This is a genomic window from Psychrobacter sp. SZ93C1, from assembly GCF_015864635.1.
GTDB classification, from domain to species: Bacteria; Pseudomonadota; Gammaproteobacteria; order Pseudomonadales; family Moraxellaceae; genus Psychrobacter; species Psychrobacter fozii.
Genome location: NZ_JADYWY010000001.1, coordinates 117,804 through 139,196 on the forward strand (window position 1 = coordinate 117,804; position 21,393 = coordinate 139,196).

Below are 21,393 nucleotides of genomic sequence, written 5' to 3' on the forward strand. Positions count from 1 at the left end.
AAACGAGTAGCAATAATATAATGATTGATAAGGGTTACTGAATCGACCGGCCGGTGGACTGTAAAGACGATAGGAGAGCCCATGAGTAAGCGTGATTTTTATGAAATATTAGGTGTCAGTAAGACCGCTGATAGCAAGGAAATTAAGCGAGCTTACCGCAAGCTGGCCATGAAATACCATCCAGACCGTAACTCTGACGACCCTGATGCAGAAGACAAGTTTAAAGAAGCATCAATGGCTTATGAAGTACTGAGCAGCGAAGAAAAACGCTCAGCCTACGATCGTATGGGTCATTCAGCGTTTGAAAATGGCATGGGCGGCGGTGGATTTGGCGGCGGTGGTGGCGGTAATTTCCAAGATATCTTTGGTGATATCTTCGGCAACTTCGGCGATATCTTCGGTCAGCAGCGTGGCGGCGGCGGGCGTTCACGTCGTGGTTCTGATTTGCGTTACGTCATTGAGCTGACGCTAGAAGAAGCGGTACGTGGCTGTAAAAAGGAAATCAGCTTTACAGCACCTGCACCTTGCGACACTTGTGATGGCAAAGGCGCAAAAAATGCCTCTGACGTTGTGACTTGTCAGACGTGTCATGGTCAAGGTCAAGTCCGTATGCAGCAGGGTTTCTTTGCTGTTCAGCAAGCTTGCCCACATTGCGGCGGCACTGGTAAGCAAATCAAAAACCCATGCTCTGACTGTCATGGTAATGGTGTCAAAGACAAATCACGTACGCTCGAAGTATCTATCCCAGCGGGTGTCGATGATGGTGATCGCGTTCGTCTAGCAGGTGAAGGTGAAGCCGGCGGTGCTGGTGTTCAAAATGGTGATTTGTATGTCGAAGTGCGTGTTAAACAGCACAACGTCTTCACGCGCCAAGGTGCCGATCTCTATATGGATGTGCCAGTGAGTATCACTGATGCAGCATTGGGTAAAGAAGTTGAAATCCCAACGTTAGATGGCAAAGTGAAAATCAAGGTTGCCGAAGGCACTCAAAGTGGTAAGTTGCTACGTGTCCGCGGTAAAGGCGTGACGCCAGTTCGTACGACCATGAAAGGTGATTTGATTTGCCGTGTCGTCATCGAGACACCAGTCAATCTAACTCGTGAGCAAAAAGACTTGTTACGTCAATTCCAAGATACATTAGATGGTGACAGCAAGCATCAACAGTCACCACATAAAAAGTCATTCTTCAAAAAGATTGGCGAATTATTTGACTGATAGTTTTGCTTAACTGAACAACGTCATTGTTGTAAGCCCAATAGTTTCACGTGAAACTATTGGGCTTTTTGCTGAGTGTATAAAAAGCCACTCGGGTAGGGATATTTGCTAAACTTACGATAAATAGTATTTAAAAACGCCTTTACTAAAACAAAGCATTTAGGACAAAGATATGAGTCAACAAGTAAAAGAACAAGCCATCAAAGTCGGTGTCATTGGTGCGGGAGGTCGTATGGGCCGTATGCTTATCGAAGCGGTAAAAGACAATACGCAAACGACATTAAGCGCAGCGATTGAGCGTCAAGGATCGAGCCTAGTGGGTGCTGATGCCGGTGAGGTTGCCGCTATCGGGCGCTTGGATGTGCAGATTGTCGATGATCTAAAGGCAGTCGTAGACGACATCGACGTATTAATTGATTTTAGCTTACCTGATGCGACTGAAAAAAATATGCAAGTTTGTGCTGAGCATAATGTTGCGATGGTCATCGGTACGACAGGATTCAATGAGCAGCAAGAGCAAGTATTGGCAAAAGTGAGTGAGCAAATTGCGATTGTTTATGCAGGCAACTATTCGACGGGTGTGAATCTGTCATTGAAGCTATTAGGTATGGCAGCGAAAGCATTTGGCAATGACGCAGATGTAGAAGTCATCGAGGCACATCATAAGCACAAAATCGACGCGCCATCAGGTACGGCTTATATGATGGCAGAAGCTGTCGCAGAAGCTCGTGGACAGAATCTAAAAGACGTCGCTGTTTATGGCCGAGAAGGACAAACGGGCGAACGTGAAGCAGGTACGATTGGTATCCATGCGATTCGTGGTGGTGAAATCATCGGCGATCACACCGTAATGTTTATCGCTGACGGCGAGGTAGTTGAGATTACGCATCGTGCTCGTGCGCGCATGACTTTTGCCGCTGGTGCTGTACGCGCTGCGACTTGGATTATCAAGCAAGAAGTAGGGCAGTACAATATGCAAGACGTGTTAGGGTTAAATGATTAATAATTGAATGATTAATTTTTCAGTCTCGTTTGATTAAATCTCAATAAATGATAAGTCGCTGCTAGGAGCCAAACATGAATACGTTTAGACGGAGTTTGATAAAGGTGCTTAGCAGTGCTGTTACTGCTAGTAAAAATATTGGCTATGCAGGTCAAACAGTCTTGGCAATCAGTCTGGTGGCTCTGCCTGTCGTTGTCCAAGCTGCCACTTATCAGACTTATGTTATTCATACTTATGGCGGTGACACATTACTACCTGCGGTGCGTCAGCAGTTAAACAGCAGCCGTGACGGCGGTACAGTCACAACTTATCAAGACAAATTAGTACTGAACACCACAGCGGTTAATTATCAGGCAATACAGCAGCTTTTGACTCAAATAGATGGCCAACCACAAGCGTTAACCGTCTCAGTACGCGTTGGCAATGATAGCAGCGCTCAGAGTAGTATCCAGCAAAGTCAGGTCATTATTACCAATCGTGGTATCCAAGGGTCAGGTATCATTAATCAAAGTAACAGTCAGCAGCAGGGCAGTAATTCATACCAAATAAAAACTTTATCTGGCAGCGCAGCGAGCATTAGCACTGGCACGCTCTACTCTCTAACTCAGGCTTATAGTAGCAATCGCTATGCAAATAACTATAATCTAAAGCCGCAGATTATTATTCAGCAGCAAGTATTGCTACCAACGACACAGGGAATTGCGGTAACACCAAGACTGCTGCCTACTGGCCAAGTTGAAGTACAACTGTCTCAAGTAGAAGAAAAACTGGTGCGATCTAATTCGCCCTATAATCGAAGCGGTTCTGTTAATAATGCTATTCAAGGTCAAAGTCTGAATAGTACGATTATCGTGCCTCGCGGACAATGGGTGACTATCGGAGAAATTTCTCAAAACAGTCAAAATCAAAGTACCAGCTATGGTGGTAATCAGACAATCAGTAGTAGTAACAGTGTGCCTATTTCACTCTTGGTACAGTAGCCAGTTATCAATGATACTGCCAAACAAACACAAAAAAGCGCGATACTGTGATTAACAGTACCGCGCTTTTTTATTAACAGTAGAGCAAAAAACTAGTCAATGTAAATCACTTCTAATGGCGGAAAACCATTGAATTCAACTGATGAGTAAGAATTGGTATAGGCACCAGTGGTTAGCCAATAGATTTTATCGCCAATCTCTAACTCTTCTGGTAACTGATAACCCGCTTCTTCGTACATGATATCAGTTGAGTCACACGTTGGACCGGCCAATACCACAGTACCTTCGCTAGTTGATGTTTCCATCTTAGGCGTATAGATAGGGTATTTGATGGCTTCACCTAAGGTTTCAATTAATCCTTGGAATAGACCCACGTCCGTATAGACCCAGCGTGTTAAATCAGTATGAGATTTACGAGAAATCAAAACGATGTCGCTGACTAGAACGCCTGAACCGCCAACCAATGAACGGCCTGGCTCAAGAATAATCTCAGGCATGTCCTCTTCGTTGTAGTCATCTGTCAGATAACGCGTAATCTCTTCAGCATAAACTTTGATAGGGTTTACTTCGCTGATATAGTTGGCTGGGAACCCACCGCCCAAATTAATCATTTGTAGCTTGATGTCTTCTTCATTTTTCATCCAGTCAAACATATATTTGACCTTGGCTAATGCATCATCCCAAGCGGCAACGTCTTTTTGCTGACTGCCTACATGGAAAGAGATACCGTAAGGTACCAAGCCTAGATCTCGGGCTTGAATCAATAGTTCAATTGCCATATTAGGGTGACAGCCGAATTTACGTGATAGTGGCCATTCAGCAGTCTCTGAACCCTGAACCAAAATACGAACGAATATTTTAGAGCCAGGCGCATGTTTCGCGATATTTTTTAAATCGGCTTCTGAGTCAGTCGCATATAGATCGACGCCTTTCTCAAAGGCATATTTGACATGATCCGCTTTTTTAATCGTATTACCATAAGAGATACGTGATGGCTCAACACCGCAATCAAGCACACGGTCAAGCTCGTAAATTGAGGCACAGTCAAAGTTTGAACCCAATTCAGCCAGTAGATTGATGACCTGAACAGCAGGACTGGCCTTCATGGCATAATGGATTTTGGCATTAGGAAAAAACCCAACCATCTCATGATACTTGGTCTTAATACGGCTAAGGTCCACCATCAAAAACGGTGTCTCACGACCTTCAGCAGCTTTGGTGAATTTCTGCCAGTTGGCAGGGTCAAAATATTGGTCAATTTTGATCATGGTCATGGTAGGGAACCTTTAGTATAGACAGCACATGTTATAGGGTAAAACGAGTATCATAATATTGTCATCGAGCCATTAGTAACACTTAGCTGATGTGACAATTAGTTTATATGACAATCAATTTATATGATGAATCATTAAGAGTTGGTAGGCTGTGGCTCAGCAGTTTGTTCGCCTTGTTTTTCACGTATTTTGACGACTTTACGTACTTTATCGCGAGCACGAGTCTGTTTTAGACGCGATAAATAATCGACGAATATGACGCCATTTAGGTGATCCATTTCGTGTTGGATACATACCGCGAGTAAGCCTTCTACTTCTTCGTCGATTTTTTCGCCATTCTCATCCAAGGCTTCAATACGTACTTTGTTTGGACGTTCAACGCTATCATAAACCTCAGGAACTGACAAACAACCTTCTTCATACGGCTGCTTCTCTTCTACCAGTGGCGTCACCTTTGGGTTAATAAAAACTCTAGGGCTATCTTTATCTTCTGATAAATCCATGACGATCAGTTGAATATGGCGATCCACTTGGCTGGCAGCCAAACCAATACCTTGAGCGTCATACATCGTCTCAATCATGTCGGTGATTAAGGTTTTTATTTCAGCAGTCACTTCTTTGACAGGCTTGGCAAGTGTGCGCAGGCGTGGATCTGGATAATTTAAGATAGGGAGTAAAGCCATAACGCTTACCTCAATGATAAGGATAAAATAGGGTTGATATTATAAGATAAATGGGGGCAAAAGTAATGTTTATCAATACTTTCCCGCAACTATCACCTCTTCCTGATACCAGATAACGAAGGTGAGGGCTTATCGTATGACAAACGAAAAGGCCTCGCAATCAGCAAGGCCTTCTCTTTATATCGTTATTACTGCATTACAATCAATACTGCGATTGACTATACACCGCGTTTGTTGGTAATCATCTCATATGCAAACAGCAGTATGATTGCACCGATAACTGAGAATATTAGACCAGTGAAACCGCCGTCAGCATTGATACCGACTAGGTTAGCCAGTAAACCACCAACTAAAGCACCGACGATACCCAATACGATAGTCATTATCCAACCCATAGGGTCACTGCCTGGCTTAATAGCTCGTGCCAATAAACCTGCGACCAGTCCTACAATAATCATCCAAATAAAACCCATAGTATTCTCCTAACTTATTATCATTTATAGTAATTTTCTCGTTTTGATAGGTACATTGTAAGCACTGAATCGAAGTAAAGGTAAGCGCGAAATGTTACCAGTGTATGAGCTATGTGAGGAAATCCATTGATTTGCTAATATGAAGATAGGATAAGTAAATGAAAGGTTACAAAGGTAGTAAAGTCGCAAACGTTGGTCGTGATTGATGCTTATTAAAACCAAAAAAAACGTGGCTCGTCGATAACAATGCCACGCTTTCACTTTAATAAAACTATATTCAGCTCAGTTATTTACTATGTAGAGCCGTTAATAGACGCTGATGAATCCCTTCAAAGCCGCCATTAGACATGATGACAATCGCATCACCTGATTGTGCATGTGTGCCGATATATTCAATGATAGCGTCAGTACTAGACAGTACTTGTTGGTCGCCCATATTCGGATTTGCAGCATTAGCGCGTTCGATGACTTCTCTTAAACCCCATTCAAGACCTGTAGGCTCATACCACAGTGTATGGTCAGCGAGTGCAGCAGATTCGGCTAGACTATCTTGATGAATGCCCATTTTCATTGTATTGCTACGTGGTTCGATAATAGCCCAAATACGTCTGTCAGACAGCTTCTTTTTGGCACCATCTAACGTCGTGGTAATAGCGGTTGGATGGTGGGCAAAATCATCGAAGACCAAGATATCATTTACATCACCGATCAGTTCCATACGGCGTTTGATACCAGCAAAAGCAGACAAAGCGGCACAAGCAGTAGAGACGCTGACACCCACATTGTAAGCTGCGGATACCGCAACTAATGCATTATTAACATTATGGATGCCGCTCATTGCCCAATTGACGGTGGCGGCAGAATCAAGGTCTTCGCTGAATCTTACTTTAAATTGGCTACCATCTTCGCTAATAAGCTCAGCTTGCCAGTCGCTATCATTTACAAGGTTGTCAGCGGCGCTCTTATCAACCACTGATGTACGCCAAACAGGTGTCCAAACGCCTTTCGCCAACGTGTCTTCTAAACTGGCGGTCGCTGCTGGCATGATGATTTTGCCAGTGCTTGGAATCATACGCACCATATGATGAAATTGAGTCTGAATTGCGTTGAGATCTGCAAAGATATCAGCATGATCAAATTCAAGATTATTTAGAATGGCGGTACGCGGGCGATAATGCACAAACTTTGAACGCTTATCAAAAAATGCAGAGTCATACTCATCGGCTTCAATGACAAAATAGCCAGTATCTGAGCTATCATCACTCGCCCTTTCTGCGCCCAAATAACTGCTGTGCGCAAAGACTTTTTGTAGACGCTCATCAGTCGTATCGACTAATGGTACACCGCCAATCAAAAACCCAGTATCGATACCAGCATAGTGCAATATCCAAGCGAGCATGGTAGTCGTTGTGGTCTTGCCATGAGTGCCTGCTACGGCTATCACGTGGCGCGATTGCAACACTTCCTCAGATAAAAACTGTGGCCCTGACGTATAGCGTAGTCCTGTGTCCAACATATATTCGATCACGTCCATGCCGCGCTTCATCGCATTACCGACAACGACCAAGTCTGGTGCTGGCTGCAAATGTTCTATCAGGTAGCCTGCTTCAATAGTGACGCCTGCATTTTCTAATTGGGTGGACATAGGCGGATACACATTGGCATCAGAGCCAGTTACGGTGTGCCCAAGTTCTCGCGCTAGTAAGGCCAACGAGCCCATAAAAGTACCACAAATACCAAGAATATGAATGTGCATAGACGTTCCGTATGAGCATAAATTGAAAGAATGAAAACGTAAAGTCGTTTGTAATATCAGCAGAATAAACAGCTGATTATTATAGGTCGAACCCCGCCTACATATTACCCGTACCAAGGACCTTTATTGCAGAATGAGCAAGCAGTCATCAAAGTATCAACAGGGTAAACAGCCACTCATTGTAAAGTAAACACTATTAGATGACCAATAAAAAACGCCTTAAAAGTAGGCGTTGTTTGGTGTATTGGCTTAGGTGTTTATTTATTCGAACTTGTTGATATCTGACGGTCTGCCTACAGTCTTATTTACGTGACAAGGTATAGTCATTATTAGGACTCTTATTTTCGTCCATCAATATAAGATGATTGTCTTGAATACTATAGGTCTCAATCTGTTTTTGTTGGTAGACAATCGTAATCTTATTATTATCTTGACGATAGATGCCAGACTCAAAAAGCGGTGAACGTGGCGTCTCAGGACTATTGTAAATACTGGTCTTGAGTACTGAGCCATCAGCGAATAAGTTCAGTGTGACATCGATATTATCACAAGACGAACAAGGCACCATACCACCATAATCGCCCATTAACGTCGCTTGTAATGCGCTGCTATGTGACTTTGAATCTGTCTGTGTTTGGTAGGTGTTCGACTCATTACTTGGTTGCGCAGCAGCAATAAGTGATTGGCCTTCTGCGTTATCTTGCTCACTATCAGAGCCTTGTAACCCGTCACTATTATCTGACAAGCTATTTGTAAGGTCAGCTGACGCTGAGCCATCAACAGGGATAACTTCATTTACCATACCCTGATCAGTATTAGGCGAAGCATTGTCACAGCTGATAAGGACTACGCAAAAAGGTAGTGCCAGCAAAAAACGGCCATAGCGTCTGATGACAGTCAATGTAATAGAGCAAACAGGCGCAAAATATATCATGGTCACACCAAAAACAGTTTTTAAATAATATTTCTGTAGATTACCCATACTATGAGCAATGTGATTCTATCGTCAAAAATACAAGATAGTGGGAAATATAAGCGTTGAAAGAGCATTATTTGAGGTTTTGTTGCCAAAAGATATGATACGAAGCAGACGGAACATTAGCCAAAAACAAACATCAGAGTAAAAGCTATCTCAGTCATATCAACCAATGAGAAAAAAAATAAGCAGGGTCAAGATACCAAAGATTGAAGATATCTCTGTAGAATTTTTGTTATGGGGGGCTTAAAGGGGAGTGTTGTTTAAGGAATGAAAGCTTTGGATAAGAAAGCGTAGTAGAGGTGGTTATCAGGTCAGCAGAGCTTAGTGGTAAAGCAGTTTTCATCTAAATAGATATCGAGTCATATTGCCTGCATATCTATCTAGATGAACGATGGTAGCGTAAAAAAGTATGGAATTTACGTACTTGTTAAGCAGTTATTAAGCGGTGTGGCTAGGGGTGACAGGTCGTAAGATACGCCATAATATCAGCACATGTACCAATAACAGCACGCTAAATAGAATCAAAGACTGCTCAGGGATACTTAATCCTATAAAGGTCCAAGCAATTTCAGCACATTCACCAGAGCCTGCAAAAACTTCTTTGAATACTTGCAACACAGGTAGGGTGTCTATCCAATAATTTAGACCTGGGCCACAAGATGGAACTAAATCGGCAGGTAAGTGCTGTAACCAGACATGGCGTACTGCGACTGCTGTAGACCAGCCAATGCCTATCAAGCTACCCAGCCACAATAGCAGTCTCATGCCTTTAGACTTGGGATTAAATACTGCCGATATCAGAGCAAAACTGCCCATGACAATTAGGCCAACACGTTGAAAAATACAAAGTGGGCACGGTAAAAGCCCCAAATGACGCTGTAGAAAAAACAGCGCAAAACTCATACCGATGACGGTCATAATGACCAAAAACACTTGCAAAGAGCGGTAGGTGGCTAGCTTTAGCATTGGGCAGTTACTCTTATAAAATAGTCAGCTATAAATGTTAAATGGTAATCAGAACTTAGCGGTACTGTTGCAAAAATTCCATAAAATCTTCTGTTTCTGCTTTTTCGATATCTGCTTGCTGCAGTATCGATTTTTCTGCCAGCACTTCATACTTAGCTTGAGTGTTTGGACTAAGCGTTTGCTGCAATAACGAATTGCGATGCTGCTGCGCCAAAGTAAAGCCAAGCTGCCATAGGCTGCCCAAACGCTGACTATCAGAATTGACTTGTGCTGAGATGGTTGACTCAGAGTGTCCTGCTTTGCCTTGCATTAACGCAACTGCTGCACGGTAATCATTGCCGCCATAATGAGCATCAAGTAATGCGGCAAGTGGCTGCATACGCTCTAGGTGTGTCAGCATCCAGCTCTCAAGCAATTGCTCCTCGCCGTTATTGATGATGTGTAGATCATCACGGCGACCCTCGTTTACCACACGTTCAAGGTTGATAGCCAGTGCTTCTTCTTCCTCAGGTAGCAAGTCAGGAGAGTCATTGAACAGGCAATACAGTGCCATGACTTCTAAGAAGCAGGCACTAGACAGACGAATACCGACATCACTATAAGGGTCAAGATCAATGGCGCGGAACTCAACATAAGCGATACCACGACGTTCAAGCGCTTCAGTTGGCGTCTCGCCACTCATCGCAATTTGTTTGGGACGGATAGGGCTATAGTATTCATTTTCTATTTGCAAAATATGATTATTGATCTGAATAGGGTTGCCCTCAGCATCCTCTAATCCAAGCTTGGCGAAGCTCTCATGCGGCGTTTGAATCGCACGGCGCAATCCTTCTACATATTCTGGCAAGTAGTTATAACGAATATCGAGCTGCTCTTGCACACTATTGGTATAGCCAAGCTTGCCCATACGTAGGCTAGTAGCAGTCGGCTTATAATAGGTTGAGTTGTTTAGCAGTTCTAAATCATGCTCGCGACCCGCTAAGAAACAAGGACAAACGCTTGGACTGGCACCCAATAGATAGAGAACCAGACTGGTTAGTCGCTTGAAGTTACGGATAAGCCCAAGGTATTTTTCATTTTTGAATTCTGTGGGCGTTTGGTCTTGCGCGGTAGGTGTTTGCGCTTGCCAGACGTCAAAGAGTCCGTCACCGAAAGACAAGTTATAATGCAAACCAGCAATCGTCTGCATACGGCGACCATAACGAATGCCCAAACCACTACGATATAACGTCTTGAGCTTACCAGTATTAGAGCTACCATAATCAGCTAATGGGATGTCTTCATCTTTTGATGACAGCATGCAAGGCATCGACAGTGGCCACATCAGCTCACCTTCAGGCATGGCTTGATAGACCAGTACGTGCAACTGACGCAGCATGTTTAGCGTTTCTTTTGGTGAAGTCTTGGGGTCAGTAATGAGCTCAAGTAGGCTTTCTGAATAGTCAGTAGTGATAAATGGATGGGTGAGTTTTGATCCAAGTTTGGCTGGGTGTGGTGTTTGAGCCAGATATCCGTCAGGTCTAACGCGCAGACCTTCTTTTTCGATACCGCGTAACATGCCCGTTAAATGCTTGCTGTCAAACCAGTTAGGGATTTCAAAGTTCACAAAGCTACTCGCAAAATTACTCATAATAGTCATCTATTGTTATTTATTATGGAGGATCAAAACACGACTAGCGTTCGACCATAAAAGAGGTAAATATTGGATTAAGAATTCCGTCAGTTTAGCTCAAAGCTGCCTTGAAAACCACGGACGATTACAAATACGATAAGCTTTACAATGGCTTATCTGTCTGAATGTCAGCGGATATTTAAGCCACACTGGTTTTTGAATAACGTGTCATTTATGCACTATAAAACCAAGTGAATAAAAAGCACCTACCTAGCAGATAGATGCTTTTAATAGATGACGTCAAGCTACTTATCATCGCTATAGCCAATAACTAGGGCATCTGAATGAACACTCACGGATACCGCTAATTTAGATTGAGAATGAAGAGCCACAGCCACAAGTAGTCGTTGCGTTCGGGTTGGTCACGATAAAGCGTGCGCCTTCTAACCCTTCAGTGTAGTCAACAGTAGAACCTTGCAAATACTGGTAGCTTAGTGAGTCTACCACTAAGGTCACATCTTCATTGTCAAAGTTGGCATCATCTTCATTCAACTCATTGGCAAAATTAAAGCCATAAGAGAAACCTGAGCAGCCACCGCCAGTCACATAGACGCGTAGCATAAGGTCGCTATCACCTTCTTCTTCACGTAGGCGACGTACTTTTTGTGCGGCACTATCGGTTAGGCTTAGTACCGTTGGATCTACTGGCTGGCTCGAGCTTGGACTAAATTGGTTGGCTGATTCGTTCATATCTACCTCAGTTGCTAGGATCAAATGCGGTCGTCGTCCTGTTTGGGTTTGCAATGAAATGGTTGCAAATAAAGATACGCACGGCGTTTGATTTAATTGGGTGCTGTTATTAGGATAAAGCTATTGGAGCAATATAAGCTGTTTGTGCCATCCAAACGCTTGGGCATACAGTCGGCACTTATCTTTTAGCATTATATCATAATGGGGGTCGCGAATCGTTTGTCAAGAGTGACGCTGCTAATCGAATTTATCGCATTCAACATAAGCCTTTGTGACCCTGATAATTGCTTATAAGGCGAAAGGCTTTTTACCTCAATAAATACTTAGTTTTGAAATAGTTATTTAATCGTTTGCCTATCGGGCAAGCGTTTGAAATAATAGCCGCCAGTTAGCATGCCAGATGTGTGTTTTTATTGCCTTATTTTTATATTACTGTTGAGATGAAGAAATTATATGATCGAATTTAAAGACGTTGGTGTTCGCCGTGATGGTCGTGAATTGTTTGCAGGTGCAAGCTTCCAGCTACATCCGGGTCACAAGGTTGGCTTAACAGGCAATAACGGCACAGGCAAATCTACTTTGTTCGCTTTATTACTCACGCGAATGGGTAAGGGCGATACTGAAGTTACCCTTGATAAGGGCGAAGTGAGTATTCCTGATAGCTGGCATGTGGCGCATATGGCGCAGGAAGTTGGTGCGACTAAGCAGACGGCCATTGATTATGTATTAAGTGGTGATGAGCAGTGGTATGAGATTAATGCTTCATTGAATGATTTGAGCAGCGTCAGTGATGAGCAGATTGGCATATTGCATCAGCAGTTTGATGAAATTGATGGCTATCGTACGCCAACTAAAGCCGCGCAAATTATGGCGGGCTTGGGTTTCAATACCAATCAGCATGAGCTACCAGTAGAAGGTTTTTCGGGTGGTTGGCGTATGCGCTTAAACCTTGCCAAAACTTTGATGAGCCGTGCGGATCTTATGTTACTCGATGAGCCAACCAACCATTTGGATTTGGATGCGATCCTTTGGCTAGAGACTTGGATCAATGCTTTTATGGGTCTCGTGATTGTCATCTCGCATGACCAAGCATTTTTGGATGCGACGGTCGGTCATATTTTGCATGTCGAACAACAAAAAATCACCCTTTATACCGGTAACTATCAGCAGTTCATTCGCACGCGTCATGAGCGTATGGCACAACAGCAGCAAGCGTTTGAGAAGCAAGAAGCGACCAAGGCACATTTGGATGACTTTATTCGTCGTTTCCGTGCCAAAGCCAGTAAAGCCAAACAGGCCCAGAGCCGTATCAAGCAGCTTGAGCGTATGGCGGAGCTGTCGCCAATGATGGCGGACAACCCGTTCTCGTTCCGTTTTTATGAGCCAGCCAATATGAGCTCACCGCTGATTGAGCTGACGAAAGCGGATATTGGTTATAGCGACGTACCACTGCTGCATAATGCCAATGTACAGGTGACGCCAGATACGCGTCTTGGCTTGCTGGGTATGAATGGTGCAGGTAAATCTACACTGATTAAGGCGTTGGTTGGCGAGCTTGGTGTATTAACAGGCACGTATCGTATGTCTGATACACTGAAACTGGGCTATTTTAACCAGCATCAAATGGACATCTTAGATGCCAAGGCAACACCGATAGAGATGCTGCGTCGTCTAGCAGGCAAAACGTCTGATGCGATGCTACGTTCATTCTTAGGCAGCTTTGACTTCCGTGGTGATCGTATTGACACCCCAAGCGAGCTGTTCTCAGGTGGTGAACGTGCACGTTTGACGCTAGCATTAATTGTCTGGCAGCGCCCGAACGTTCTAGTGCTTGATGAGCCAACCAACCATTTAGACTTACAGATGCGTCAAGCATTGACCATCGCGCTACAAGGCTTCGAAGGGGCAGTGGTCTTGGTCTCGCATGATCGTGAATTGATTGCTAACGTTTGTGATGAGCTGTATTTGGTACATGACGGTATTATCGAAGAGTTCGATGGCGACATCAGCGACTATGGTAAATGGTTGGCAGAAAAGCGCAAGCAAGAGAATTCATCAGATAAAAACACTGGTAAGAAAAAAAGTAAAAAAGAGAGCAAGAAGTTTGTTTCACGTGAAACAAATATCAGTCAAGTGAACAGTCAAGCATCTGATACTTCATCAAAAAGCAAAGCTACTGAGCCTGCACTAAGTAAAGAAGAGCAGCGTAAGTTAGCGGCTGAACAACGCAAACTTACTGCTCCTATTCGCCGTGAGATAGAAGACACAGAAAAGCTATTGGCTAAAATTGATGGACAGCTTGCGACGCTTGAAGAGAAGCTTGCGGATACCACATTGTATGAAGAGAGTCGTAAGTCTGATTTGCTTGTTTTGCTCAATGAGCAAACAGCACTACAACAGCAGCATAGTAATAACGAAGAGAAACTATTGCTATCAATGACGACGTTAGAGGAAATAGAATCTGCTGCCAAGTAGAGAGGGTTATATAGAGAACTGCAATCAGAAGGTTTAAGTGTTTGTTCAGCAGTTTTTAGATTATATAAGCAGGCATAAAAAAGGGAGAGCTAACGCTCTCCCTTTTTATTACATTATTCCTTACGGTATTTACCATCACCATAAGAGAGTATTTCCATTGTCGTCGTGCACAATTGACAGTTTATTTGACCAGCAGCGGCTTTTGATAAATCAAGAATACGGCCTCGAATAAAAGGTCCTCTATCAGTGATTTTTACGATTACGCTCTGCTTTGTCTTTTGGTTGGTTACTTGTACCTTCGTGCCGAACGGTAACGTGCGATGCGCAGCGGTCAATGAGTTCATGTTGAAGATACTACCACTAGCCGTACGTTTCCCATGAAACTTGCTGCCATAATAGCTGGTGTTGCCAGCGAAAACAGTGGTACTAAGCAGTAGTGATAAAGTGATAACTAAAGACTTGATTAAATAAGACATTTAATACCTTTAAGCAATTTATAAGATAGACAGATACTCTTGCCTACGTTATCTATACTCCCTATGAGTATGAATAATAGGGGGATTTTACAAGAAGGAGCTTGTCATATTATTACTGTCATGTAAAAAAACTCATAGGGTCAAATGCCTGTTTTTTAAGGGAAAAAGACATTTTTTGGAATAAGTAATAAGATAATGAGTTCTAAAAATGGTCTTATAGAGATTGATTCTTATAAAGAGCTCAACAAAATACTGGAGAGCTAGCAACACGACATAGATAGGTAATATATAAAGGCTGAAACTGTTCATATAGTACAATTAACGTCCAATAAGCCTAATCAAAAATATCGAAACTAATGTAAAAAAACCTTGCTATATTCTTACTATTTTGTACAATGCGAAAGGTTAAACAATATTCTGGAATATCTATCAAAAATACTCAAAATAAATTTGATTGTATTACTGGATAACCTATCTTTTATCATCCTTTAAGGAAGTTTTATGTTGAAAAAAATTGTATTTGCTTCAGTTGTCGCCGCAATGATTCCGTTTAGCACAGCGAATGCTGACCTTGGTTCTAACTTTAAGACAGCAGATACCGGCCGTACTATCGAACAGATTTATAAGCAATGTGGTATCGGTGGCGCTTTGTTCGGTAACTCAAGCCCTATCCTTGCTATTATCTCTAACGTGACTTGGGATTTAGGTACAACAGCGGCTACTTCTGATTCTATGTCTCCTGCCACTTGCCAAGGTGGTAATGTTAGAGCTGCTGTCTTGATCAAAGAAGCATTCCCAAGTGTAGAAAAAGACTTAGCTTCAGGCCAAGGCGCTCATTTATCAGCACTACAGAGTGTTGCCAACTGTGATTCAGCTGCTAGCGTACGTGCACAATATGGTCAATATGCTCAAACTTCTGCCTATCGTACTGCTACGCAAGATCAAAATGCAGAAGCGCTATTTGGTATCGTTAAGCAAAACTGTGCTATCTAAAGATTAAAAGTATTAGGTATTCAGCTGTTATTTGAATGCGGAAGCTTTTGATTATTTTATGATGAAAACACGTAAGCCTAGCGCTTACGTGTTTTTTATTGCTCATGTATTTAGGGTGTCTGGATAGAATGCAAAAATTATTTTTATGGGTAGCTTGTTTTGCGGCAACGACTGCTGGTGCGGCAGAGGTTGATGAGTTAAATGCTTATACGCCAAAGCCAATAATGATGGACAAAGAAGATAAGATTGCTTCTAACACTGATACGGCTATTGAAGCGCATTTAGCTATCAGCGAACTGGATAGTTTGCCAAGTGTTGAGCAGAGCATACAACCACTGGCAGAAGAGCAAGTACAAGAGCAAAAACCAAGTGCCAATAAAAATATTGTTATCGACCCCTTAATTCTAAAGTCATTGGCGAAGCATCCTCAGTGGCAGCATTTATTATTTTATAAAAATGGTAAGGCGGAAGTTATCTCGCCAGATTTTTATTTAACCAACCCCAAGCCACGTTCGAAACGCAATTTTGATCCTTATGCAGAGCTCTTGGCAACGATAGAGCAAAGTAACGATGAAAGCGTCGTCTGTAAATATCCGGCCAGATATTTATGGCTCACTCATCACTTACCTGAATTGAATGTCGATCTTAAAAATTGCTCACAATTACCAGATCCCAATCAGGAAATAAGCCTGATTTTGGTGAGCAATTACCTAAAAAATCCAGCCTCTTCATTTGGTCATGTACTGGTCAAGACCAATATGCCTATCGATGATTCAGACTCTACGGAACAGGATGTTAGAGAGCTTTCTAGCGAGGATTTGCTTAATAGCTCATACAATTTTGGTGCTCGCATTCCAGCAAATGAAAATGGTGCTATGTACGCTATTAAAGGGCTTTTTGGGCTTTATGATGCGGGGTTTTCGGAGACGGAATTCTTTAAACAAGATGCGGTATACTCTAAGAATGAGCAACGAGATATGTGGGAGTATGTGCTCAATCTTGATACATTCGATACGCAATTATTGAACTACCATTTATACGAAGCAAAATCCGCTCGTTTTGACTATTACTTCATCAAGCAAAACTGTGGTTATCGTTCAGGCGAGATACTTGAGCTGATAAGCGATGTAAAAACGACTGAGCGAATAGGCCCTTGGTATGCGCCAGATTATGTGTTCGATCAGTTATTAGAGCATGAAGGCGAAACTGAGTCTGAGTCACTCGTATCTTCGGTACGTTATTTGCCGTCTGAGCAAACGCAGCTGCGTGAGAAGTTTGTACAGCTCTCAAAGCCAATACAAGACATCATAAATGCTGTCATTCGTACAGAAGACACTGCGCCGCTTGCTACGTTGGATGAAGAGAGCAAAGCACTGGCGCTTGATTTCTTGATTTTGCATCGTACTTATAAAATATCACAAGACAACACACCGAAGCAGCAAGCCTTTAAAAGCGTGCTGCTCAGTCAGCGTTTTACACTACCAGCCAGCAATGGTTTGGCTCAACTGCCTGTCCCGAATAAAGCGTCTCCAGCATTGAGCAACAAAACCACGCAGACCAAAATCGTTTTATCTGATGAGATGGCAGAAGTTAGTTTATCACTATTTGTAAAAGACCCACTCAACGCCTATACGGATATTGATAAACGTTTTGAAGCGGTCAAGGCTTCATTGGGCTATAATTTTGATGAGCGTCAATGGACGTTAACGGATTTTGTATTTTTAGACATGCAACAGATTGAAGATCTTAGACAACCGTTATCAGGTGAGCCTAAACTGTCTTGGCAACTAAAAACAGGCGCTCGTACCGATTGGTTTACGGGTAACCACCATAGCCCTTATGCGCAATCGGGCATTGGTGCAGGTGCCAAATTTGGCAAGCACTTACTTGGCTATGGTATGGTCAATGCGACTGTCCATGACCAAGACAAACACGCAGATGTTGGTATTGAGCTTGGTTTACGTGCAAAACGTGATGGTCGAAGTGCTGAGTTATCTTACATTGCTTCCAAACGAGAAGGGCGTAATGCCATTGATTTGACCAAACTCACAGTACGCCAACAGTTATCGAAGAATAACGATGCCAGACTGATAGTGACGTACTCTGACACAGTAACGGCTGATAATGATGTGATATTAGACGACTCAGATACGTTGAATGCTGCAATAGCTTGGCATCATTATTGGTAATATTTATATGACCGTCTTTATTTATTATTGCTATTATAATTAGGTCATAGCCACAACTTGATATGTCGCAGTCAAATAAGCTGTCACACTATACCGTTTAAAATTGGCATACCAGTATCATCAACATGCTTTTATTTTGAGGACTAATAACATGGCAGAGAAAAACTACTATGACATTTTAGGGGTCAAAAAAGACGCCTCAGACGCCGATATCAAAAAAAAATACCGTAAGCTCGTTCGTCAATATCACCCTGATGTCAGCGATCATCCAGATGCTGATAACAAGATTGCGGAGATTAATAATGCCTACGAGACCATCAGAGACAAAGACAAACGTGCTGAATATGATGCCATGTTAGACAATCCTTTTGCAGGTCAAGCTGGTGCCGGCGGCTTCGGTGGTCAATCTACAAGTGGTGGTCAGGGCGGATTCCGTTGGGAAGATGTCAAAGACCAGTTCGGTGATGGTGAAGCCTATGGTGATGGTGGTTTTCGCTTCGATGATATTTTTTCAGCATTTGGTCATGGCGCGCGTGGCTCGACTAATGGTCAAGCTGGTGGCCAATCACAACGTGGCGGCTTTGGGTCGCAAGATAGCAAAGGTCAAGACCAACATGCAGAGATTACGGTTGATTTGGCCTCGGTCTATAATGGTGACGACTACAGTATCAAATTAAACGTACCTGTTCGTCAGACCAATGGCAGCGTAGATTATGATAATAAGACGCTCAAAATTAAAATTCCTAAAGGCATCACTGATGGCAAGCAGATTCGTCTAGCAGGACAGGGTGCTGCGGGTGCTGGTCGTGGTAAAAATGGTGATTTATTTCTAAAAGTCAAAATCTTGCATGCAGACAATATCCGGATAGAAGGTGCTGATGTCTATCAGACTGTCAATATAGCGCCATGGGAAGCGGCTTTGGGTGAGAAAATAACTGTCAGTACGCCTGCAGGCAAACTTGGTGTGACCATTCCTAAAAACAGTAAGTCTGGCAGCAATCTACGACTGAAAGGTAAGGGCATTCCAGCCAAGCAAGTGGGGGATTTATATTTAACCCTGAATATTATTAATCCTGATATCAATACTGAGGCTGCGAGCCAAGCTTATGAGCAATTAAAACAAGCCTTTGCCGAGACGAGTATAGAACGTTAATGGCAATGGAAATGCTTAGTAACAGTGCTTAATAACAGTCAGAAACCACTGCAACAGAGATGAAGACCATACGATAACGATGAAATAAAGCGCAAACGAGGATAATAGCTATGAAACACTCGCCTGAATTGACCGATATTATCATGAGCTTAGATGAGCTAGTATCTGCCTGTGGCCAAGAGCGCCAATGGGTCATCGAATTGATTGAAGAAAATATTATTGAATATGATGTGCCAGAGCGTGAGCAGTTTACTGGTTATCAGCTGACGACCGTGCGCCGTGCCTCACGACTTAGCCGCGACTTTGAAGCCAGTGTCCCTGCAATTGGTCTGATACTCGAGCTGTTAGATGAGGTGGAGCAGTTACGCCAATTAAAACGCCAACTAGACCTGCAAGCACCAGTGATTGAAGTGGATATTGAGGTGAAATAATTAGTGGTAAAAATTACTCCTATTAGAAAACTCGATTTCTTTCTTGCTGTAAATTTATTTGTTGTGAGTGGTGTGCTAATGACGGCATATCCTGATATGAGCTTTCCCAAGGAAAACGAGCTAAATTATTATTCTGGCAAGCTAGATGTTTTGAGAGTAAGGCCTGATCCTGACTCAAAGTCGATGCACCAATATTTGGCTTTTTATGATAAAAAGACTAAAACAATACTGGAGTTTTCCTGCGCATATTCACAAGCATTTTTTGGTACATCTGACCGCAGTTGTGGTTCAAATGAAGATTTTGAGCCCTATATTGGTCAGATGGCCACTGTTGGATGGTATGAACAAGACGGTTTTCCAAGTTGGTCCAATAACAGGCTGCAGGTGGTCACTTTAGAGTCAGAAGATAAAGTTATACGTAGTTATGACGACACTGTGGCAATACTTGAGAGTGATAAAAAACGATTAAGATATTTCATGCTGTTTATTTCATTAGCGTCTATATTTGTGTACTGGTCTTTTGGTAAGCTGCCACGACACTAATAAATAATAGCCAATAAAAAAGGGCCTCAATGATAAATTGGGCCCTTTTTTATTTTTAGTTTCTCTATTTATAGCGTTTTATTTTCTATAAATTAACGAGAATACGTCGGATCAGCTGCTGCTGTGAATAGTACATCCGTTGACGAGTTCAGCGCTGTTTCTGCCGAGTCTTGTATCACCCCGATGATAAAGCCAATCGCAACTACTTGCATAGCGATGTCGTTTGGAATGTTGAATAAGCTAGCAGCTAGTGGAATCAGTAGCAATGAACCACCGGCGACACCAGAGGCTCCGCAAGCACTGATGGTTGCGACCAGACTCAGTAGAAGTGCTGAAGCAAAGCTCACTTCGATACCTAAAGTATGTGCTGCTGCAAGCGTTAAGACGTTAATCGTAATCGCTGCACCTGCCATATTAATAGTAGCACCGAGTGGAATAGTCACAGAATAAGTATCTTCGTGCAGGCCCAGTTTGCGCGCAAGGTTCATGTTAACGGGAATGTTGGCCGCTGAACTGCGAGTGAAGAAAGCCGTAATCCCTGATTCACGTAGGCATCTGAATACGAGCGGATAAGGGTTTTTGCCCGTTTTGACCAGCACGATAACTGGATTTGCAACTAGAGCGATAAATAACATACAACCGATAAGTACCATCAAGATACGTGCATAACCTGCCAAAGAAGCAAAGCCTGTTTCAGCGACAGTGTTTGCAACCAAGCCTAAGATACCGAAAGGTGCTAGAGCAATGATCCATTTGACCACTTGCGAGATTGCATCAGAAAAGTCACTGACCACTGTTCGTGCAGTATCACTGGCTTGACGTAGTGCAAAACCAATGATGATGGCCCATGCCAGAATACCAATATAATTGGCTTCAGCAATAGCATTGATAGGATTGGCCACCAAGTTCATCAGTAAGTTGGTTAATACGGCTTCTAAGTTGGCTGGTGGTACTTGCTCAATCGTCGCATTTATCAAAACTAAGTTCGTCGGGAATAAAAAGCTGGCACCTACCGCGGTCAGTGCAGCCAAAAAAGTGCCGAACATATACATGATAAGTACGGGTTTGACATAAACTTTGTTGCCGCTACGGTGTTTGCTGATAGCAGCCATGACCAAAACAAATACCAGTATCGGAGCAACGGCTTTTAGCGCGCCTACAAACAGCGTGCCCAATAATCCCAATGCAATACCGATTCCTGGTGCTAGCCAACCAATCAACACCCCTAAAATTAAACCAATAATAATGAGCGGCACTAGCCCTATACGCTGGTACATCGCAATTAGTGAACGCATCTATACATCCTCGATTTAGTCAATATTCCAAATTATTTATAAATGGTTATCGCGTTAATCTTGCTTAAAATAAGCAGTTTCCGCTCGGTTGCTTTGTCGCCATTTTGAAATAATTCGACTGTAAATAAGACGTTTATAGTGAAAACA

General features: G+C 42.8%; 19 protein-coding genes. 9 read left to right on the forward strand and 10 right to left on the reverse strand.

All coding sequences use genetic code 11. The features are described from left to right. Nucleotides 1-81: 81 nt before the first annotated feature. The 3 genes from dnaJ to I6E83_RS00535 all read left to right on the forward strand — a co-directional run bounded on the left by dnaJ (nt 82) and on the right by I6E83_RS00535 (nt 3,198). Entirely contained in the window at nt 82-1,215 is a 1,134-nt protein-coding gene (dnaJ, locus tag I6E83_RS00525; protein ID WP_197099530.1) for a molecular chaperone DnaJ, read from the forward strand. Nucleotides 1,216-1,387: 172 nt separating this feature from the next. Continuing rightward, entirely contained in the window at nt 1,388-2,218 is an 831-nt protein-coding gene (gene dapB, locus I6E83_RS00530; RefSeq protein ID WP_197099532.1) for a 4-hydroxy-tetrahydrodipicolinate reductase, read from the forward strand. 74 nt (nt 2,219-2,292) lie between these two features. Beyond that, the gene (locus tag I6E83_RS00535; protein WP_110922108.1) at nt 2,293-3,198 is read left to right on the forward strand and encodes a hypothetical protein; all 906 of its coding nucleotides are present in this window, start codon (nt 2,293-2,295) and stop codon (nt 3,196-3,198) included. Between the two features lie 92 nt (nt 3,199-3,290). On the opposite strand, the gene I6E83_RS00540 is transcribed toward I6E83_RS00535, so the two are convergent. The 8 genes from I6E83_RS00540 to erpA form a co-directional block, all read right to left on the reverse strand. Next, entirely contained in the window at nt 3,291-4,466 is a 1,176-nt protein-coding gene (locus tag I6E83_RS00540) for a type III PLP-dependent enzyme (RefSeq protein WP_110922225.1), read from the reverse strand. Nucleotides 4,467-4,606: 140 nt separating this feature from the next. Beyond that, entirely contained in the window at nt 4,607-5,155 is a 549-nt protein-coding gene (gene def, locus I6E83_RS00545) for a peptide deformylase (protein WP_110922107.1), read from the reverse strand. Between the two features lie 218 nt (nt 5,156-5,373). Beyond that, nucleotides 5,374-5,628 carry a GlsB/YeaQ/YmgE family stress response membrane protein gene (locus I6E83_RS00550; RefSeq protein WP_110922106.1) on the reverse strand — a complete coding sequence of 85 codons (255 nt, stop codon included), beginning with the start codon at nt 5,626-5,628 and terminating at the stop codon, nt 5,374-5,376. 286 nt (nt 5,629-5,914) lie between these two features. After that, entirely contained in the window at nt 5,915-7,384 is a 1,470-nt protein-coding gene (gene mpl, locus I6E83_RS00555; RefSeq protein WP_197099533.1) for a UDP-N-acetylmuramate:L-alanyl-gamma-D-glutamyl-meso-diaminopimelate ligase, read from the reverse strand. 301 nt (nt 7,385-7,685) lie between these two features. Next, nucleotides 7,686-8,318, reverse strand: coding sequence for a copper resistance protein NlpE N-terminal domain-containing protein (locus I6E83_RS00560; RefSeq protein ID WP_110922224.1), 633 nt, complete (start codon nt 8,316-8,318; stop codon nt 7,686-7,688). Nucleotides 8,319-8,801: 483 nt separating this feature from the next. Beyond that, nucleotides 8,802-9,329: a disulfide bond formation protein B gene (locus I6E83_RS00565; RefSeq protein ID WP_110922104.1), complete on the reverse strand. Its 528-nt coding sequence runs from the start codon at nt 9,327-9,329 to the stop codon at nt 8,802-8,804. A gap of 55 nt (nt 9,330-9,384) precedes the next feature. Further along, nucleotides 9,385-10,959, reverse strand: a complete 1,575-nt coding sequence (gene gshA / locus I6E83_RS00570) for a glutamate--cysteine ligase (protein ID WP_110922103.1) — start codon at nt 10,957-10,959, stop codon at nt 9,385-9,387. Nucleotides 10,960-11,310: 351 nt separating this feature from the next. Further along, a complete protein-coding gene (gene erpA, locus I6E83_RS00575) occupies nt 11,311-11,691 on the reverse strand; it encodes an iron-sulfur cluster insertion protein ErpA (protein ID WP_110922102.1) in 381 nt (126 codons plus the stop codon). Nucleotides 11,692-12,144: 453 nt separating this feature from the next. Here erpA and I6E83_RS00580 point away from each other — a divergent pair, with 453 nt between their 5' ends. Continuing rightward, on the forward strand, nt 12,145-14,166 hold the full coding sequence (locus tag I6E83_RS00580; protein ID WP_110922101.1) for an ABC-F family ATP-binding cassette domain-containing protein: 2,022 nt from the start codon (nt 12,145-12,147) through the stop codon (nt 14,164-14,166). 113 nt (nt 14,167-14,279) lie between these two features. On the opposite strand, the gene I6E83_RS00585 is transcribed toward I6E83_RS00580, so the two are convergent. Beyond that, nucleotides 14,280-14,642, reverse strand: a complete 363-nt coding sequence (locus I6E83_RS00585; protein ID WP_110922100.1) for a septal ring lytic transglycosylase RlpA family protein — start codon at nt 14,640-14,642, stop codon at nt 14,280-14,282. A 501-nt stretch (nt 14,643-15,143) separates the two neighbouring features. On the opposite strand from I6E83_RS00585, the gene I6E83_RS00590 reads away from it, so the two are divergent. From I6E83_RS00590 to I6E83_RS00610, 5 genes are all read left to right on the forward strand, one after another. Then, nucleotides 15,144-15,635: a DUF3015 family protein gene (locus tag I6E83_RS00590; RefSeq protein WP_110922099.1), complete on the forward strand. Its 492-nt coding sequence runs from the start codon at nt 15,144-15,146 to the stop codon at nt 15,633-15,635. Between the two features lie 128 nt (nt 15,636-15,763). Continuing rightward, nucleotides 15,764-17,824 carry a DUF4105 domain-containing protein gene (locus I6E83_RS00595; RefSeq protein ID WP_181416217.1) on the forward strand — a complete coding sequence of 687 codons (2,061 nt, stop codon included), beginning with the start codon at nt 15,764-15,766 and terminating at the stop codon, nt 17,822-17,824. 151 nt (nt 17,825-17,975) lie between these two features. Then, the gene (locus I6E83_RS00600; protein ID WP_110922097.1) at nt 17,976-18,977 is read left to right on the forward strand and encodes a DnaJ C-terminal domain-containing protein; all 1,002 of its coding nucleotides are present in this window, start codon (nt 17,976-17,978) and stop codon (nt 18,975-18,977) included. Between the two features lie 110 nt (nt 18,978-19,087). Next, the gene (locus I6E83_RS00605; RefSeq protein WP_110922096.1) at nt 19,088-19,408 is read left to right on the forward strand and encodes a chaperone modulator CbpM; all 321 of its coding nucleotides are present in this window, start codon (nt 19,088-19,090) and stop codon (nt 19,406-19,408) included. A 3-nt stretch (nt 19,409-19,411) separates the two neighbouring features. Beyond that, the gene (locus tag I6E83_RS00610) at nt 19,412-19,951 is read left to right on the forward strand and encodes a hypothetical protein (RefSeq protein ID WP_110922095.1); all 540 of its coding nucleotides are present in this window, start codon (nt 19,412-19,414) and stop codon (nt 19,949-19,951) included. A gap of 92 nt (nt 19,952-20,043) precedes the next feature. Here I6E83_RS00610 and sstT read toward each other — a convergent pair whose 3' ends face one another. Further along, complete coding sequence (sstT, locus tag I6E83_RS00615) at nt 20,044-21,246, reverse strand: serine/threonine transporter SstT (protein WP_110922094.1); 1,203 nt, start codon at nt 21,244-21,246, stop codon at nt 20,044-20,046. Nucleotides 21,247-21,393 lie beyond the last annotated feature (147 nt).

Bases quoted from the DNA above. Each gene is read 5' to 3' on its own strand.
- def (WP_110922107.1), bottom strand. From the start codon at position 5,155: ATGGCTTTACTCCCTATCTTAAATTATCCAGATCCACGCCTGCGCACA.
- I6E83_RS00565 (WP_110922104.1), bottom strand. From the start codon at position 9,329: ATGCTAAAGCTAGCCACCTACCGCTCTTTGCAAGTGTTTTTGGTCATT.
- I6E83_RS00595 (WP_181416217.1), top strand. From the start codon at position 15,764: ATGCAAAAATTATTTTTATGGGTAGCTTGTTTTGCGGCAACGACTGCT.
- I6E83_RS00560 (WP_110922224.1), bottom strand. From the start codon at position 8,318: ATGATATATTTTGCGCCTGTTTGCTCTATTACATTGACTGTCATCAGA.
- I6E83_RS00535 (WP_110922108.1), top strand. From the start codon at position 2,293: ATGAATACGTTTAGACGGAGTTTGATAAAGGTGCTTAGCAGTGCTGTT.
- I6E83_RS00540 (WP_110922225.1), bottom strand. From the start codon at position 4,466: ATGATCAAAATTGACCAATATTTTGACCCTGCCAACTGGCAGAAATTC.
- dnaJ (WP_197099530.1), top strand. From the start codon at position 82: ATGAGTAAGCGTGATTTTTATGAAATATTAGGTGTCAGTAAGACCGCT.
- dapB (WP_197099532.1), top strand. From the start codon at position 1,388: ATGAGTCAACAAGTAAAAGAACAAGCCATCAAAGTCGGTGTCATTGGT.
- gshA (WP_110922103.1), bottom strand. From the start codon at position 10,959: ATGAGTAATTTTGCGAGTAGCTTTGTGAACTTTGAAATCCCTAACTGG.
- mpl (WP_197099533.1), bottom strand. From the start codon at position 7,384: ATGCACATTCATATTCTTGGTATTTGTGGTACTTTTATGGGCTCGTTG.
- I6E83_RS00605 (WP_110922096.1), top strand. From the start codon at position 19,088: ATGAAACACTCGCCTGAATTGACCGATATTATCATGAGCTTAGATGAG.
- sstT (WP_110922094.1), bottom strand. From the start codon at position 21,246: ATGCGTTCACTAATTGCGATGTACCAGCGTATAGGGCTAGTGCCGCTC.
- I6E83_RS00550 (WP_110922106.1), bottom strand. From the start codon at position 5,628: ATGGGTTTTATTTGGATGATTATTGTAGGACTGGTCGCAGGTTTATTG.
- I6E83_RS00580 (WP_110922101.1), top strand. From the start codon at position 12,145: ATGATCGAATTTAAAGACGTTGGTGTTCGCCGTGATGGTCGTGAATTG.
- I6E83_RS00585 (WP_110922100.1), bottom strand. From the start codon at position 14,642: ATGTCTTATTTAATCAAGTCTTTAGTTATCACTTTATCACTACTGCTT.
- erpA (WP_110922102.1), bottom strand. From the start codon at position 11,691: ATGAACGAATCAGCCAACCAATTTAGTCCAAGCTCGAGCCAGCCAGTA.
- I6E83_RS00590 (WP_110922099.1), top strand. From the start codon at position 15,144: ATGTTGAAAAAAATTGTATTTGCTTCAGTTGTCGCCGCAATGATTCCG.
- I6E83_RS00600 (WP_110922097.1), top strand. From the start codon at position 17,976: ATGGCAGAGAAAAACTACTATGACATTTTAGGGGTCAAAAAAGACGCC.